This window comes from Pseudoxanthomonas sp. CCNWLW251 (assembly GCF_037402255.1).
Taxonomy (GTDB): Bacteria; Pseudomonadota; Gammaproteobacteria; order Xanthomonadales; family Xanthomonadaceae; genus Pseudoxanthomonas_A.
Map to the genome: position 1 here is coordinate 510387 of NZ_JBBEGA010000002.1, position 14375 is coordinate 524761.

General features: G+C 66.7%; 11 protein-coding genes. 4 read left to right on the plus strand and 7 right to left on the minus strand.

Translation table 11 applies throughout. From position 1 onward, the window contains the following. Window positions 1-45: 45 nt before the first annotated feature. The 3 genes from WBN46_RS09325 to WBN46_RS09335 form a co-directional block, all read right to left on the minus strand. The gene (locus tag WBN46_RS09325; RefSeq protein WP_337731287.1) at window positions 46-1248 is read right to left on the minus strand and encodes a pyridoxal phosphate-dependent aminotransferase; all 1203 of its coding nucleotides are present in this window, start codon (window positions 1246-1248) and stop codon (window positions 46-48) included. A gap of 128 nt (window positions 1249-1376) precedes the next feature. Then, on the minus strand, window positions 1377-2156 hold the full coding sequence (locus tag WBN46_RS09330) for a hypothetical protein (RefSeq protein ID WP_337731288.1): 780 nt from the start codon (window positions 2154-2156) through the stop codon (window positions 1377-1379). Between the two features lie 54 nt (window positions 2157-2210). Further along, entirely contained in the window at window positions 2211-2708 is a 498-nt protein-coding gene (locus WBN46_RS09335) for a peptidylprolyl isomerase (RefSeq protein ID WP_298126628.1), read from the minus strand. Between the two features lie 344 nt (window positions 2709-3052). On the opposite strand from WBN46_RS09335, the gene typA reads away from it, so the two are divergent. From typA to WBN46_RS09355, 4 genes are all read left to right on the plus strand, one after another. Beyond that, window positions 3053-4882: a translational GTPase TypA gene (gene typA, locus WBN46_RS09340; RefSeq protein ID WP_192201761.1), complete on the plus strand. Its 1830-nt coding sequence runs from the start codon at window positions 3053-3055 to the stop codon at window positions 4880-4882. Between the two features lie 15 nt (window positions 4883-4897). Continuing rightward, entirely contained in the window at window positions 4898-5368 is a 471-nt protein-coding gene (locus tag WBN46_RS09345; RefSeq protein ID WP_337731289.1) for a DUF2127 domain-containing protein, read from the plus strand. 51 nt (window positions 5369-5419) lie between these two features. Continuing rightward, complete coding sequence (locus WBN46_RS09350) at window positions 5420-7021, plus strand: amidase (protein ID WP_337731290.1); 1602 nt, start codon at window positions 5420-5422, stop codon at window positions 7019-7021. Window positions 7022-7123: 102 nt separating this feature from the next. Next, window positions 7124-10645 (plus strand): EAL domain-containing protein, encoded by a 3522-nt coding sequence (locus tag WBN46_RS09355; protein WP_337731291.1) that lies wholly within the window; start codon window positions 7124-7126, stop codon window positions 10643-10645. A gap of 21 nt (window positions 10646-10666) precedes the next feature. Here WBN46_RS09355 and WBN46_RS09360 read toward each other — a convergent pair whose 3' ends face one another. From WBN46_RS09360 to rpoA, 4 genes are all read right to left on the minus strand, one after another. Further along, window positions 10667-12061: a 3-deoxy-7-phosphoheptulonate synthase class II gene (locus tag WBN46_RS09360; RefSeq protein ID WP_337731292.1), complete on the minus strand. Its 1395-nt coding sequence runs from the start codon at window positions 12059-12061 to the stop codon at window positions 10667-10669. Window positions 12062-12112: 51 nt separating this feature from the next. Continuing rightward, window positions 12113-12628: a disulfide bond formation protein B gene (locus WBN46_RS09365; protein WP_337731293.1), complete on the minus strand. Its 516-nt coding sequence runs from the start codon at window positions 12626-12628 to the stop codon at window positions 12113-12115. Between the two features lie 161 nt (window positions 12629-12789). Continuing rightward, a complete protein-coding gene (gene rplQ, locus WBN46_RS09370) occupies window positions 12790-13164 on the minus strand; it encodes a 50S ribosomal protein L17 (protein WP_192201773.1) in 375 nt (124 codons plus the stop codon). Between the two features lie 188 nt (window positions 13165-13352). Beyond that, a complete protein-coding gene (gene rpoA, locus WBN46_RS09375; protein WP_142124588.1) occupies window positions 13353-14351 on the minus strand; it encodes a DNA-directed RNA polymerase subunit alpha in 999 nt (332 codons plus the stop codon). Window positions 14352-14375: the final 24 nt, after the last annotated feature.

The following is a 14375-nucleotide window of genomic DNA, read 5'->3' on the forward strand; positions in this document are numbered from 1 at the left end:
AGGCCCGCCGCGTGGGGAAAGGGTGGGCCAAGGCCCACGCGACGATTACTTCAGTTCGGCAAAGAATTCCTGGAAGCGTTGCAGGCCCGGCGCCAGCTGCGGCGTCGGGCAGGTGTAGCTGATGCGCAGCGCGCGCGGCTCGCCGAACGCCGAGCCCGGCACGCAGGCCACGCCCTTGGCGTCGAGCAGCGCGTTGCAGAAGTCGACATCGTTCTCGATCTTCACGCCGTTGTGCGATTTGCCGAACGCGCAGCTGATGTCCGGGAACACGTAGAACGCGCCCTGCGGACGCGGGCAGACCACGCCCGGGATCGCTTCCATCGCCGCCAGCACCTGGTCGCGCTTGGCCTGGAACTCGGCGTTCTTTGCGACCGGCACGTCCTGCGGACCGGTCAGCGCGGCGATCGCCGCGGCGGTGACGACTTCCGGCACGTTGGTGATGTGGTTGGAGTTCATGGTCGTCAGCGCCTTGGCGACCGCTTCGGGGCCGGCCATGAAGCCGACGCGCCAGCCCGGCATGCCGTACGTCTTCGACAGCGAATCCACGAACACCGTGCGCTCGCGCAGTTCCGGCCGCGCCTGCACGAAATTGGTATAGGCCAGTCCGTCGAACAGCATGCGGTTGTAGATGTCGTCGGTGACGATCCAGGTGTCCGGATACTTCACCAGCACGTCGGCCAGCGCGGCCACTTCCTCGCGCGTGTAGACCATGCCCGTCGGGTTGGACGGGTTGTTGAACAGGAACACCTTGGGCGCGTGGACCGTCAGCGCTTCGTCGAGCTGCGCGGGCGTCAGCTTGTAGTCCTGGCTGGCCGGGCACGGCAGCGGCACCGCCTTCGCGTTGACGATGTCGGCGATGTCGGCATACGTGGTCCAGTACGGGGACGGATAGACGATGGTGTCGCCCTCGTCCAGCAGCGACTCGGCCAGGTTGTACAGGATGTGCTTGGCACCGATGCCGGTGGACACGTTGGCGCGCGTGTAGCCGGTCAGGCCCAGTGCTTCGATGTGCTGCAGGAAGGCGTCGAGCAGCGCATCGGTGCCGCGGTTGCTGCCGTACTGTCCGGAGTCTTTCGCCAGCGCATCGCGTGCGGCCTGATAGACATGGTCGCCGGGCAGGAAATTGGGGACGCCGATCGAGAAGCTGATGATGTCGCGGCCTTCGGCCTTGAGCTTCTTGGCCTTCTCGGCCACCGCCATGATCGCACTTGGCTTGGCGCGACCGATGCGCCGGGCAAGCAGGGGCATTGCACAACCTCGCGTGGAAACGGTTAGGGAGCGTCGCCGCCGTCTTTTTGCGGCGCAAAATGGTATCACGCCACCCCACTTTGACCGACTAGCCCATGGTCTACGTCGGCCGGGTCAGCACCCCGGCGTCATTGGTAGTCCACCACGTCGCCCAGGTCGTAGTTCTCGTCGAAATAGGCCTGCCACTGCGCGTAGGCGCCGCGCAGGCAGGCGGGGGTCTGGCAGGCGTCGAGTTGCCGGGTGGCGGCTTGGACCGTGCGGTCGCCGTCGGGGTAGCGATCGGCCAACTCCTTGAACTGCCGGCGCATGCCGGCATCCAGGGCACCGAACTCCTCGTGCCCGCAGACCAGCGCAGCGCGGACACTGCCGGCCGACGCGTCGGTATCGCACTCGGCGGGCGCGGGTGGCGCGTGGGCAGCCTCCACGGCCGCGGCGAGCTCGCTGCGATCGCGTTCGGTCAGCCGACGCACGAAGCCCAGATCATCGGTCTGGCCCGCGCCCCAGGTGATGCGCAGGGTGAAGCCATTTCCGCCCGGATCCGCCACCTTGCGCAGGGTCACCGTCTCGCTGGGCCCGGTGTCGGAGGTCAGGTGCAGGGCCAGCGTGCCGTTGTCCAGGTCGACATCCTCGACCTTTCCATCCAGCCACGCACCGTCGCGTGCGATCCGCAGGCCCGTGTCCGGCTGCCACGCGATGGCGTACAGGGTTTCGGCATCGTCGCCTTCGCTGTGATCCGTGCTCCAGAGGCCTTCCAGGCTCTGCTGGAAGCTCTCCGCCGATGCGTCGACGGCGGTCGCTGCGGCCGGATCGGTGGGCGGGATTGTGTCGTCGTTCTTGCAGGCGCCCAGCCCCAGGACGGTGGCAAGCAGCAGGACCATGCGCGTTGCGCGCCGGCGGCGATCCTTCATCTGGAGCTCCTAACGGGGAAAGGGCCGGCCCATGTGGGCCGGCCCTTCATTCCATCACGCCGACAGGACGCGGTTCCACTCCGCCACGCGCTCGGCCTTGGCGGCCAGCACGGCATCGGCGTCGCCGTCGATGGTGACCTTGGTGATCAGGTCGCCCTGCTTCACCGCATCGACCACGTCCAGGCCCTCGGTGACCTTGCCGAACACGGTGTGCTTGCCGTCCAGCCACGGGGTGGGCACGTGGGTGATGAAGAACTGGCTGCCGTTGGTGCTCGGGCCGGCATTGGCCATCGACAGCACGCCGCGCTCGTGGCGCACGCCGTTGGTGGTCTCGTCCTCGAAGCGGTAGCCCGGGCCGCCGCGACCGGAACCTTCCGGGCAGCCGCCCTGGATCATGAAGTCCGGGATCACGCGGTGGAAATTCAGCCCGTCATAGAAGCCACGCTTGGCCAGGTTGACGAAGTTGGCCACCGTCAGCGGGGCCTTGTCGGGATACAGCTCGATCGTGATCGGGCCGCGCGAGGTGTCGAAGGTGGCGGTCAGCTGACTCATGGAACGGTTCTCCAGGGGTGAAATGAGGAAACGGCAGGGTCCCGGCGCGGTCTCGCTCCGTGCCCACCCCGCGCTCAGGCGGCGGTGGCACAGGGAGGGGAAGCGCCAGGCCTGCCGCCCCAGCCAATAGTGGTCGGGGCTGCCAGGCGTGAAGCCGGCCCCCGTCATGCGGGTCCGGCCCTGTTGCCAGATCACGGCGCCGGGCGGGGATTTCAAGGGCAGGCCCCGGCGGCGGCGTTCATTCTGGCGTTTTTCGATAAATCAGGTGCTTAGCGCAACGCAGCCCGCTATAATACGCCGCTTCCTTTCCCCACTCTGAGCGCGCACGTTCGCGCCCCTTCGGCATGTCCATCCAAAACCTCCGCAATATCGCGATCGTCGCTCACGTCGACCACGGCAAGACCACCCTCGTCGACCAGCTGCTGAAGCAGTCCGGCACCCTCTCCGAGCGCACCGTGCTGGCCGAGCGCGTGATGGACAGCAACGACCAGGAAAAGGAACGTGGCATCACGATCCTGGCCAAGAACACCGCCATCACCTGGAATGGCAACCGCATCAACATCGTCGACACCCCGGGCCACGCCGACTTCGGTGGTGAGGTCGAGCGCGTGCTGTCGATGGTGGACACCGTGCTGATCCTGGTCGACGCGATGGACGGCCCGATGCCGCAGACCCGCTTCGTGACCCAGAAGGCCTTCGCGATGGGCTTCAAGCCGATCGTGGTGATCAACAAGGTCGACCGCCCCGGCTCGCGCCCCGAGTGGGTCGTTGAGCAGGTGTGGGACCTGTTCGACCGCCTCGGCGCCACGCCCGAGCAGATGGATTTCCCGATCGTCTACGCCTCGGCGCTGAACGGCTATGCCGGGCTGGAAGACACCGTCCGCGGCGGCGACATGACGCCGCTGTACGAAGCCATCATGAAGCACGCGCCGAAGCCGGAAGTGGACCCGGATGGCGCCTTCCAGATGCGCATCAGCCAGTTGGACTACAACAACTTCGTCGGTGTGATCGGCATCGGCCGCATCCAGCGCGGCACGTTGAAGAAGAACATGCCCGTCGCCGTCATCGACCGCGAAGGCAAGAAGCGCCAGGGCAAGGTGCTGCAGGTGCTCGGCTTCCTGGGCCTGGAGCGCATCGAGCAGGACAGCGCCGAGGCCGGTGACATCGTCGCCATCTCGGGCATCCAGGACCTGACGATCTCCGACACCGTCTGCGCGCTGGACACCCCGGAAGCGCTGCCGGCACTGACCGTCGACGAGCCCACCATCTCGATGACCTTCCAGGTCAACAACTCGCCGTTCGCCGGCCACAAGGACCTGTCGGGCGGCAAGTTCCTGACCAGCCGCCAGCTGAAGGAGCGCCTGGAGCGCGAGACCGTGCACAACGTGGCACTGAAGGTCGAGCAGCTGGAAGACGCGGACAAGTTCCTGGTCTCCGGCCGTGGCGAATTGCACCTGTCGGTGCTGATCGAGAACATGCGCCGCGAGGGCTACGAGCTGGCCGTGTCGCGCCCGGAAGTGATCATCAAGGAAATCGACGGCCAGCTGATGGAGCCGATCGAGCAGCTCGTCGTGGACGTGGAAGAGACCCACCAGGGCGGCGTGATGGAGAAGCTCGGCGTCCGCAAGGGCCAGTTGAAGAACATGGAACCGGACGGCAAGGGCCGCGTGCGCCTGGACTACCAGATCCCGGCGCGTGGCCTGATCGGCTTCCAGAACGAGTTCAAGACCCTGACCCAGGGTTCGGGCCTGCTGTTCCATGTGTTCGACCATTACGGTCCGAAGGAACAGGGCGCCATCGCCAAGCGCCTCAATGGCGTGATGATCGCCAATGCGCCGGGCGCCACGCCGGCCTACTCGCTCGGCCCGCTGCAGGAACGCGGCAAGCTGTTCGCCGCCGAGGGCGACAACGTGTACGAAGGCCAGCTGATCGGCATCCACTCCAAGGACAACGACCTGACCGTCAACGCGATCAAGACCAAGCCGCTGACCAACATGCGCGCCTCGGGCAAGGACGATGCCATCCAGCTGACCCCGGCGATCAAGTTCTCGCTGGAACAGGCGCTGGACTTCATCGATGACGATGAGCTGGTGGAAATCACGCCGAAGGAAATCCGCCTGCGCAAGAAGTTCCTGACCGAGAGCGACCGCAAGCGCGCCTCGCGCGCCGCCTGATCGTCGCACCGCGCCTTGGAGACATCCGCGTACAACCCGGATCCCAGGGCGCACCCCGGCCTGCACGCCATCGCCCTGTTCGAGGGCGCCAAGGGCGTGCTGGCCCTGGCCTTCGCCGGCGGTCTGCTGGCGGTGGGTCCTGACCGCCTGCGCGAGAGCGTGCAGGCGGTGGTCACCCGCTTCATTCCCGACGCCGGCCCCGGCGTGGTGAGCCAGTGGCTCGACCGCATCAATCCCGAATCGATCCACGTCACCGTGCTGATCATCGCGGTGTACGCCGGCATGCGCCTGCTGGAAGGCTGGGGCTTGTGGCGCGCCCGCGCCTGGGCCTCGTGGCTGGGCTGCATCGGCTCGGCGGCCTACCTGCCGCTGGACATCTATGCCCTCTACCACCACCCCGGCTGGCACACCTGGGCGCTGCTGATCGTCAACCTAGTGATCGTCTGGGTGCTGTGGCGCGATATCCGGCGCCGCAAGCGGATTTGACGCGCGGGCCAGCGCCTGCGTAGCCTGCGGCAACTCCGTGAAGGTGTCCGCATGCGTCGATCCCTGCTGCCGCTTGGCCTGATGCTCGCCCTGGCAGCCTGCCAGCCGGCGACGCCGCCGGATGCAGCGGCACCGACCGCGCCCACCGATTTCATCTACGCCGAACTGGACATCGCCGACCTGCAGGCGCGCATGCAGTCCGGTGAACTGGACAGCCGCCGCCTGACGCAGGCCTACCTGGACCGTATCGCCGCCATCGACAAGGCGGGGCCGCAGTTGAACGCGGTGATCGAACTCAACCCCGATGCGTTGAAGGAAGCCGCCCTCCGCGATGTGGAGCGTCGCGCGAATGCGGCGCGCGGGCCCCTGCACGGTATCCCGGTGCTGCTGAAGGACAACATCGATGCGGTGCCGATGGCCACTTCCGCCGGCTCCCTGGCGCTGAAGGATTTCCGCCCCGGGAAGGATGCGTTCCTGGTGCGCCGCCTGCGTGAGGCAGGCGCCGTCATCCTGGGCAAGGCCAACCTGAGCGAATGGGCCAACTTCCGATCCATGCATTCCACCTCCGGCTGGAGCGGACGCGGCGGCCAGACCCGCAACCCGTACGCGCTGGACCGCAATCCGTGCGGCTCGAGCTCCGGCAGTGCCGTGGCGGTATCGGCCAACCTGGCGGCGATCAGCGTGGGCACCGAAACCGATGGCAGCATTCTCTGCCCTGCCGCGATCAATGGCGTCGTGGGGCTGAAACCCACGGTCGGCCTGGTCAGCCGGCAGGGCATCCTGCCGATCTCGCACAGCCAGGACACCGCCGGTCCGATCGCCCGCAGCGTTGCGGATGCGGCCCTCCTGCTGGCCACACTCGCAGGCCGGGATCCGGAAGACGCCGCCACGATGCAGGCCGCCTGGAACACCACGCTGGATTACAGCGCACGCCTCACGCCCGGCGCACTGAAGGGCGCGCGCATCGGCGTGCTGCGCAGCAAGGCAGCGATCCATCCCGACGCCGCAGCAGCCCTGGAAAGCGCCATCGAGGTGATGCGCGAAGCCGGTGCCATCGTGGTCGATGCGGAGATTCCCACCGACGGGCAGTGGAACGCGGACGAACTGGAACTGATGCTCTACGAGTTCAAGCATGGCGCGGAGCGCTACCTCGCCGAACGCAATGCTCCGTTGACCACGCTGACCCAGCTGATCGGCTACAACGAGCAATACCGGTTGTCCGAGATGCCCTATTTCGGCCAGGACCTGTTCGAGCGGGCCAACGCAAAGGGCGGCCTGGGTGAAGCCGCCTACATTGCCGCCCGCAGTCGCGCACGCCGGCTGGCGGGGCCGGAAGGCATCGACGCCGCGCTCAAGGCGCAGCAACTGGATGTGCTGGTGGCACCGACGACGGGGCCTGCCTGGCTGACCGACCACAAGGCCGGCGATCATTTCCCGGGGGCCGGGTACGGCGCCGCCGCCGTGGCGGGCTACCCCAGCCTCTCCATTCCCATGGGCCACAGCGATGGCTTGCCGTTGGGGATCGTGTTCATGGGCCCCGCATGGAGCGAAGCGCGCCTGATTGCCCTGGGATACGACTACGAGCAGCGCACGCGGGCCCGCAAGCCACCGGAATACTGGCCTTCGCTGCCGCCCCGCACGACCCGTCGCTGAGGCGCATGCTGCCAATGTGAGTCATTCCGGACGCGAGAGTGCTTGCAGGCGCTCCGGGTTCGTGGCGTCATAGCCATCAACCAGCAGGCGGGGATTGCACGCGTGGAGTCAGGCGCGGACCGGGTATCGGAGCTGCGGGCCTTCAGTGGATCGGGATCCACGGCCCGCAGGCGGCAGCGCAACCTGAATTCGCTGGCGTGGGGCGTGCTGGTCATCGCCTGCCTGCTCTCGTTGTGGTCCGGGACGACAGCGTGGCAACAGGCACGCGACCACGCGCATGCCCGGTTCGACGCACGGGCCGACGCCGTCGCCACCGCCGTGTCCACCCACATGAACGCCTACGAAGACACCGTGCGTGCGGCGGCCGCCGTGCTGGAGGGGCGGCAGGACATCGAACAGGACAGCTTCTATGCCTTCGTCGAGAAGCTGCAGGTGCCCACCCGGCAATCGGGCGTGCATGGGCTTGGCTTCGCACGCCGCGTGCGGATGGAAGAACGCGAGGCCTACGTCGCCGATCAGCGCACGCGCTACGGGGATGCGTTTGCGATCCATCCCGCCGGGGACCGCAGTGAATACGTCGTGATCGACCTGCTGTATCCCGATGTGCCTGGCATGCGCCCCCTGCTGGGCAAGGACGTGATGGCGGAGACCGTGCGCCGGGGCGCCATCGAAGCCGCGCGCGACACCGGCGAACTGGCCGCCGCCCCGCTGGTTGCACTGGGCGATGCCTCGAAGGGAAATACCGGACTGCCGGGCTTCCTGCTGTATGCCCCGGTTTATGCCGATTCTGTCGCCGCTCGCGGCGGTGTGGAGGCGCGCCGCAACCTGCTGCGCGGCTACGCCACCGCCGGCTTCGGCTGGCAACGGGTCATGGAGGACGCCATCGGTCGAACCGACGGAGACGAGTTCGACCTGCAGCTCCTCGCACTGGACCACGGCGACGAACCGATCTTCCAGACCCGTACGTTGAGGGAGCGCTACGGAGAGGCGTGGAAACCCGCTTTCACCGCCCAGCGCGATCTCCATCTGCTGGGCAACGAATGGCGCCTGGTCCTGCATTCGCCGCCGCTGCGCGAGGCGCTGCCCGGCCAGGCATCCATCCTGCTGCTGACCCTGTGCGGGATCGGGCTGGGCTTGCTGCTCTTCCTGCTGCTGCACAACCTCGCACGCACCGAGCGTCGAAGCCGGGCACTGCTGGACGCCGTTGCCGATCACCTGCCCGCACTGATCGCCTACATTGGCGGCGACGGCCGCTACGGCTTCGCCAATCGCGCATGCCGCGCCTGGTCAGGCACGCACGAAGCATGGAGCGAACGGCACGTGGAAGACGTGCACGCGACCGATCCCGAGTTCCTCGCATCGCTCACGCGCGCCATGCAGAGCTGCACGCCGGACCGTTGGATCGCGTGGGACGCCGACCTGGGGCAACCCCCGCGCCCGGTGCACCTGTACCTGGTACCCGACGTCGAGTCCGGTTCGAAGATCGCCGGCTGGTACCTGATGGGCAATGACGTCAGCGAGCAGCGCCAGGCGCATCGCGAACTGGCGATGGCGCGCGACCACCTGAAGCGCGTCACCGACCGCCTGCCGGCGCTGATCGCGCAGTTCGATACGCAGCATCGCCTGGTCTTCCGCAACCGTGCGTTCGCCGAACAGGTCCGCTGGCGGATACCGCCACAGGCCGGCGTGCACATGCGGGACCTCTTCGGTGAGGAGGCGTACCTGCGGCGGATGCCGCAGATCGATGCCGCGCTGGCTGGGCGCGATGGCGAGTTCGAAAGCAGTTTCGCCACCGTCGATGGCACGCGGAGCATGCACAGCTTCTACACGCCCGACATCGACGAGACCGGCAAGGTGTGCGGTTTCTTCGTCATGGCAATCGACATCACCGAGAAGGCGCGGCTGGAGCACGCGCTGCACAACGCGAACGAACTGGCCGAAGTGACGCTCACCGCCATCAGCGAGGCGGTCATCACCGTCGACGTCGAGAACCAGGTGACCTACATGAATCCCGCGGCGCAGTCTCTCTGCGCGTGGAGCCTGGAACAGGCGCTCGGCCAGCCGCTGGAACGCATCGCCCCGCTGGCGCTGGTGGAAACGCAGGATGCGCCCGACGAAGGGGCGCAGCCGCTGGGCCAGCCGGGCGATCTGCAGGTGCTGCGCCAGGACGGCACCCGCATGCTGGTGGAACGTTCGTTGTCCGCCATCCGCGACCGCGACGAGCGGCTGGTGGGCACCGTCATGGTGTTGCGCGACATCACCGAATCGCGTGCGTGGAGTTCGCGCATGACCTACCTCGCGCACCACGACGCGCTGACCGGGCTGCCGAACCGGCTGCAGCTCAACGAACGACTGAACCAGGCAATCACGCATGCGACCAACCACGGCAATGGCATTGCCGTGCTGTTCCTCGACCTGGACCTCTTCAAGCACGTCAACGACGCACTGGGGCATCACACGGGCGATGAACTGCTGCAGCAGGTGGCCCGTCGCATCCAGCGCAACATCGGCAACCTCGGCACGGTGTACCGCACGGGCGGTGACGAATTCGTGGTGCTGCTGCCCAACGTGGCCGCCCGGGACAATGTGCTGCAGGTCGCCGACCGTCTGCTCGCACTCGGCGGCACGCCCTACACCGTGGCCTCGCACGAACTGCACCAGGCCTTCAGCATCGGCATCAGCCTGTTCCCGGAAGATGGCTACGACGCCGCCACCCTGATGATGCGCGCCGACGCCGCCATGTACCTGGCCAAGCGCAACGGCCGCAACGCGACCCGCTTCTACACACGCGAGCTGGCGTCCAGCGTGGATGCTCGCATCGAACTGGAGAACAGCCTGCGCCGCAGCCTGCGCAACGGCGATCTCTCCCTGCACTACCAGCCACAGATCGATCGCATCAGCGGCCGCATCGTGGGCGTGGAAGGCCTTGCGCGCTGGCAACGCGGCGAGCGCCTCATGATGCCCGGCGAATTCCTGCCGATCGCCGAAGAGACCAACCTCATCGTCGACATCGATCAATGGGCCATCCGCGCCGCGTGCCGGCAGAACCGCATCTGGCAGCAGTCCGGCCTTCCGCCCATCCGGGTGTCGGTCAACATCGCCGCCGCCAATTTCGACACCGATGAGCTCGTGGACACCGTGACCGAGGCGCTCAAGGACAGCGGGCTGGCTGCCGAATTCCTCGAACTCGAGGTCACCGAAACCACGCTGATGCGCGACGTGCAGCGGACCGACCGCACGTTGCGCGCGCTGAAGGCATTGGGCGTGCGGATTGCCATCGACGATTTCGGCACCGGCTTCTCGAGCCTGAGCTACCTGGGCAACTATGGCTTCAACGTGCTGAAGATCGATCAGTCGTTCGTCCGCGACGTGGCGGAGCCCAACCAGGCCGCCATCACGCGCGCGATCATCAGCCTGGCCGCGCAATTGCAGTGCCGCACGATCGCCGAAGGCGTGGAAACACCGGAACAGGCGGCATGGCTGGCCGCCAACGGTTGCGACGAACTGCAGGGCAACTACTTCAGCAAGCCGGTGCCCGCTGCGGAGTTCGCACGCCTGTACGCGCGCGGCAAGACCTGGCACATCCCGCAGGTGGCGCCCGCCATCCACGCCCACTGGTCGTGATGGCGGACGACGGCGGCTGGCCTATCGCGCCGTTGGCGTCGCCAGCTGGTTCTGCTTGCGCACGATGCACATCGCGATCTCCAGCGACTGCTCGTAGTTCAGGCGCGGATCGACAGTGGAACGATAGGCGCGCTCCAGATCCACGTCCGTGAGCTCCCGCGCACCCCCGGTGCATTCGGTGACGTCCTCGCCGGTCAGTTCCAGATGCACGCCGCCCAGGCGCGTGCCGGCCGCCGCATGCAGGTCGAACGACTGTTCCACCTCGCCACGCACATTGTCGAAGCGACGCGTCTTGAACCCGTTGCTCGTGCTTTCGGTATTGCCATGCATGGGATCGCAGACCCAGAGCACGCGACGGCCGTCGCGACGGACCGCGTCCAGCAAGGGTGGGAGCTTCTCGGCGATCTGCGCGGCGCCCATGCGATGGATGAAGGTCAGGCGACCCGCTTCGTCTTCCGGATTCAACACGTCGATGAGGCGCAGCAGCTGATCCGGCGTGACCGACGGACCGACCTTGATCGCGATCGGATTGCGCACGCCACGCAGGTACTCCACATGCGCGCCATCCACCGCCGCCGTCCGCATGCCGATCCACGGATAATGGGTGCTGAGGTTGAACCAGCCCCACTGGCGGGGCACTTCGCGTGTCAGCGCTTCCTCGTAAGGCAGCAGCAGCGCTTCGTGCGAGGTGTAGAAGTCGATGCGGTTGAGGTTGTGCACCTCGGCGCCCGACAACGTCTCCATGAACCGTACCGCGTCACCGATCGAGGTGACCATGTGCTGGTATTCGTTGGCCAGCGGCGAATAGCCCACCCAGTTGAGGTTCCAGTACTCCGGGTGGTGCAGGTCGGCGAAACCGCCGTCGATCAGCGCCCGCACGAAGTTCATCGTCATCGCCGAGCGCGCATGCGCCTTGATCATGCGGCGCGGATCGGGGCGGCGCGCTTCGGCCGTGAAGTCGGGTGCATTGACCACGTCGCCACGATAGCTCGGCAAGCTGACGCCGTCGCGCGTTTCCATGTCGGCCGAACGCGGCTTGGCGTACTGGCCGGCGAAGCGGCCCACGCGCACGACTGGCAGGCGCAGGCCGTGCACCAGTACCAGGCTCATCTGCAGCAGCACCTTCAGCCGGTTGGAGATCAACCCGGATTCGCAGTCGCTGAAGTTCTCCGCGCAGTCGCCACCCTGCAGCAGGAAGCGCTTGCCTTCCTGCGCCTCGGCCAACTGCTTTTTCAGCGAGAAGATCTCCCACGACGTCACCAATGGCGGCAACTGGCGCAACTCGCCGAGCGCCGACTCCAGCGCGTCGGCGTCCGGGTAGGTCGGCATCTGCATCGCCGTCCGCGCGCGCCAGCTGTCCGGCGCCCAATGGGGCGGCAAGGTGACGGCGCGCAGGTTGCGGTCGGTCGGATTCATGGCGGACTCCTGGGGGCCCACCATCGTGCCAGATTGGTGCGCCGCGTCAAATCAGCGGAAGGTCGAGGTCCTGCGCGCGCGGAATCCGATCCATAGCGCCCACACGGCCAGCAGCACGAACCACACCAGGCTCCACATCGGCATGGTCAGCCCAAGGAAACTCCAGTCGATGGTGCTGCAGTCTCCCTTGGCGGAGAGCACTTTCTGCACGACACCCAGCCAGGTGTTGTTCTCGATCATGTAGTCCCAGCCGGGACCGCAGCTTGGCATCAACGGCGGATACAACTGCACCCACACGTGCTTGCCCGCAATCCCGATGCCGGTGGCAGCACCGAGGAACGCCAGGAACCCGTAGACGCGCCGTCCCGTCGGGCGGCGGGGGCCATGCAGCGCGCCAAGCAGGAACAGTACGCCGGTCGCTGCAAAGGCGAGTCGCTGGAAGATGCAGAACGGACACGGTTCCAACTGGTGGACGAACTGCACGTACAGGGCATAGCCGAGCAGGCCCGCACAGATCGCGAAACCCAGGAAGCACTGCGCGCGGAAACTCCAGCGGAGAGGATTCATCGGCACCCATGACGTGAGGTCGTGCCCGCATTATCCATGCCCGCCGCCCCGCACGTCACCCTGCGACGTCCTGCCGCATCCGCGCCGGGTACGAAATGGCGCCTCAAAAACAAAAACCCCGGCGCTGGCCGGGGTTTTTGGTGTCCTGCAGGACGCGAAGCTTACTCGGCCGCCGCTTCCGGACGGTCGACCAGCTCGACGTACGCCATCGGGGCGTTGTCGCCAGCGCGGAAACCGCACTTCAGGATGCGCAGGTAGCCACCCGGACGCGACTGGTAGCGCGGGCCGAGCGTGGTGAACAGGGTGCCGACGGCTTCCTTGTCGCGCAGGCGGGCGAACGCCAGACGACGGTTGGCAACGCCATCGATCTTGCCGAGGGTGATCAGCGGTTCCGCGACGCGGCGCAGTTCCTTGGCCTTCGGCAGGGTGGTACGGATCAGGCCGTGCTTGATGAGCGAAGCAGCCATGTTGCGGAACATCGCTTCGCGATGGGCGCTGGTGCGGCTGAACTTGCGGCCGGCTTTCTGGTGGCGCATGGGTTGGATTCCTGGTGAATGTTGGGACGTTGGACTTCGTTGTCGCCATCCAGGCGCTGGAACAGTGGACTGCGGTTGGTCCTGACCGGCCATCCTTGACCGGAGTGCCGCGAGCCTTCAGGCCCGTCGACGAGGGTGCTGCTTCAGGGAGACTCCCGCGCGGACGCGGGAGCTCCGTATTGCTTCGATCAGCCGAGCATGCCGTGCTGGGCGACACCGGCCGGCGGCCAGTTCTCCAGCTTCATGCCCAACGACAGGCCGCGCTGCGCCAGGACTTCCTTGATCTCGGTGAGCGACTTCTTGCCGAGGTTGGGGGTCTTGAGCAGTTCGACTTCCGTCTTCTGGATCAGGTCGCCGATGTAGTAGATGCTCTCTGCCTTCAGGCAGTTGGCCGAACGCACCGTCAGTTCCAGGTCGTCGATCGGGCGCAGCAGCACCGGATCCACGCCGCTGGCAGCCTGCTTCGGCGCGCCGCGATCGCGGTGCGTGAAGTCGCCGAACACCGACAGCTGGTCGCTGAGGATGTCGGCGGCGGTGCGCACGGCTTCCTCGGCGTCGATCGTGCCGTTGGTTTCGATGTCCAGGACCAGCTTGTCCAGGTCGGTACGCTGCTCGACGCGTGCGGCTTCCACCGCATACGCGACGCGACGGACCGGCGAGAACGAGGCGTCCAGCACCAGGCGACCAATCGCACGGGTTTCTTCATCCGGACGACGGCGGGCGGCGGCCGGCTGGTAGCCGAAGCCGCGCTCGATCTTCAGGCGCATGTTCAGCGCCGTGTCCTTGGTCAGGTTGCAGATGACCAGTTCCGGGTTGAGGATCTCGACGTTGTGGTCGGTCTTGATGTCGCCGGCGGTGACCACGCCCGGGCCCTGCTTGGCCAGGCTGAGCGTGGAGGAGTCGCCGCTATGGATGCGGATGGCCACATCCTTCAGGTTCAACAGCACTTCCAGCACGTCTTCCTGCATGCCTTCGATGGTGCTGTATTCGTGCAGCACGCCATCGATCTCGACTTCGGTGATCGCGAAGCCGGGAATCGACGACAGCAGCACGCGGCGCAACGCATTGCCGAGCGTATGACCGTAACCACGCTCCAGCGGTTCGATGACCACTTTTGCACGATTGCCGCTCAGGCGCTCGATCTGCGGGCCGCGGGGGCGCAGCACTTGCTGAGTAATACCCGTCATGTTGCTTTGTCTCCTGCGGTCCCC

Bases quoted from the DNA above. Each gene is read 5' to 3' on its own strand.
- WBN46_RS09325 (WP_337731287.1), bottom strand. From the start codon at position 1,248: ATGCCCCTGCTTGCCCGGCGCATCGGTCGCGCCAAGCCAAGTGCGATC.
- WBN46_RS09330 (WP_337731288.1), bottom strand. From the start codon at position 2,156: ATGAAGGATCGCCGCCGGCGCGCAACGCGCATGGTCCTGCTGCTTGCC.
- WBN46_RS09335 (WP_298126628.1), bottom strand. From the start codon at position 2,708: ATGAGTCAGCTGACCGCCACCTTCGACACCTCGCGCGGCCCGATCACG.
- typA (WP_192201761.1), top strand. From the start codon at position 3,053: ATGTCCATCCAAAACCTCCGCAATATCGCGATCGTCGCTCACGTCGAC.
- WBN46_RS09350 (WP_337731290.1), top strand. From the start codon at position 5,420: ATGCGTCGATCCCTGCTGCCGCTTGGCCTGATGCTCGCCCTGGCAGCC.
- WBN46_RS09360 (WP_337731292.1), bottom strand. From the start codon at position 12,061: ATGAATCCGACCGACCGCAACCTGCGCGCCGTCACCTTGCCGCCCCAT.
- WBN46_RS09365 (WP_337731293.1), bottom strand. From the start codon at position 12,628: ATGAATCCTCTCCGCTGGAGTTTCCGCGCGCAGTGCTTCCTGGGTTTC.
- rplQ (WP_192201773.1), bottom strand. From the start codon at position 13,164: ATGCGCCACCAGAAAGCCGGCCGCAAGTTCAGCCGCACCAGCGCCCAT.
- rpoA (WP_142124588.1), bottom strand. From the start codon at position 14,351: ATGACGGGTATTACTCAGCAAGTGCTGCGCCCCCGCGGCCCGCAGATC.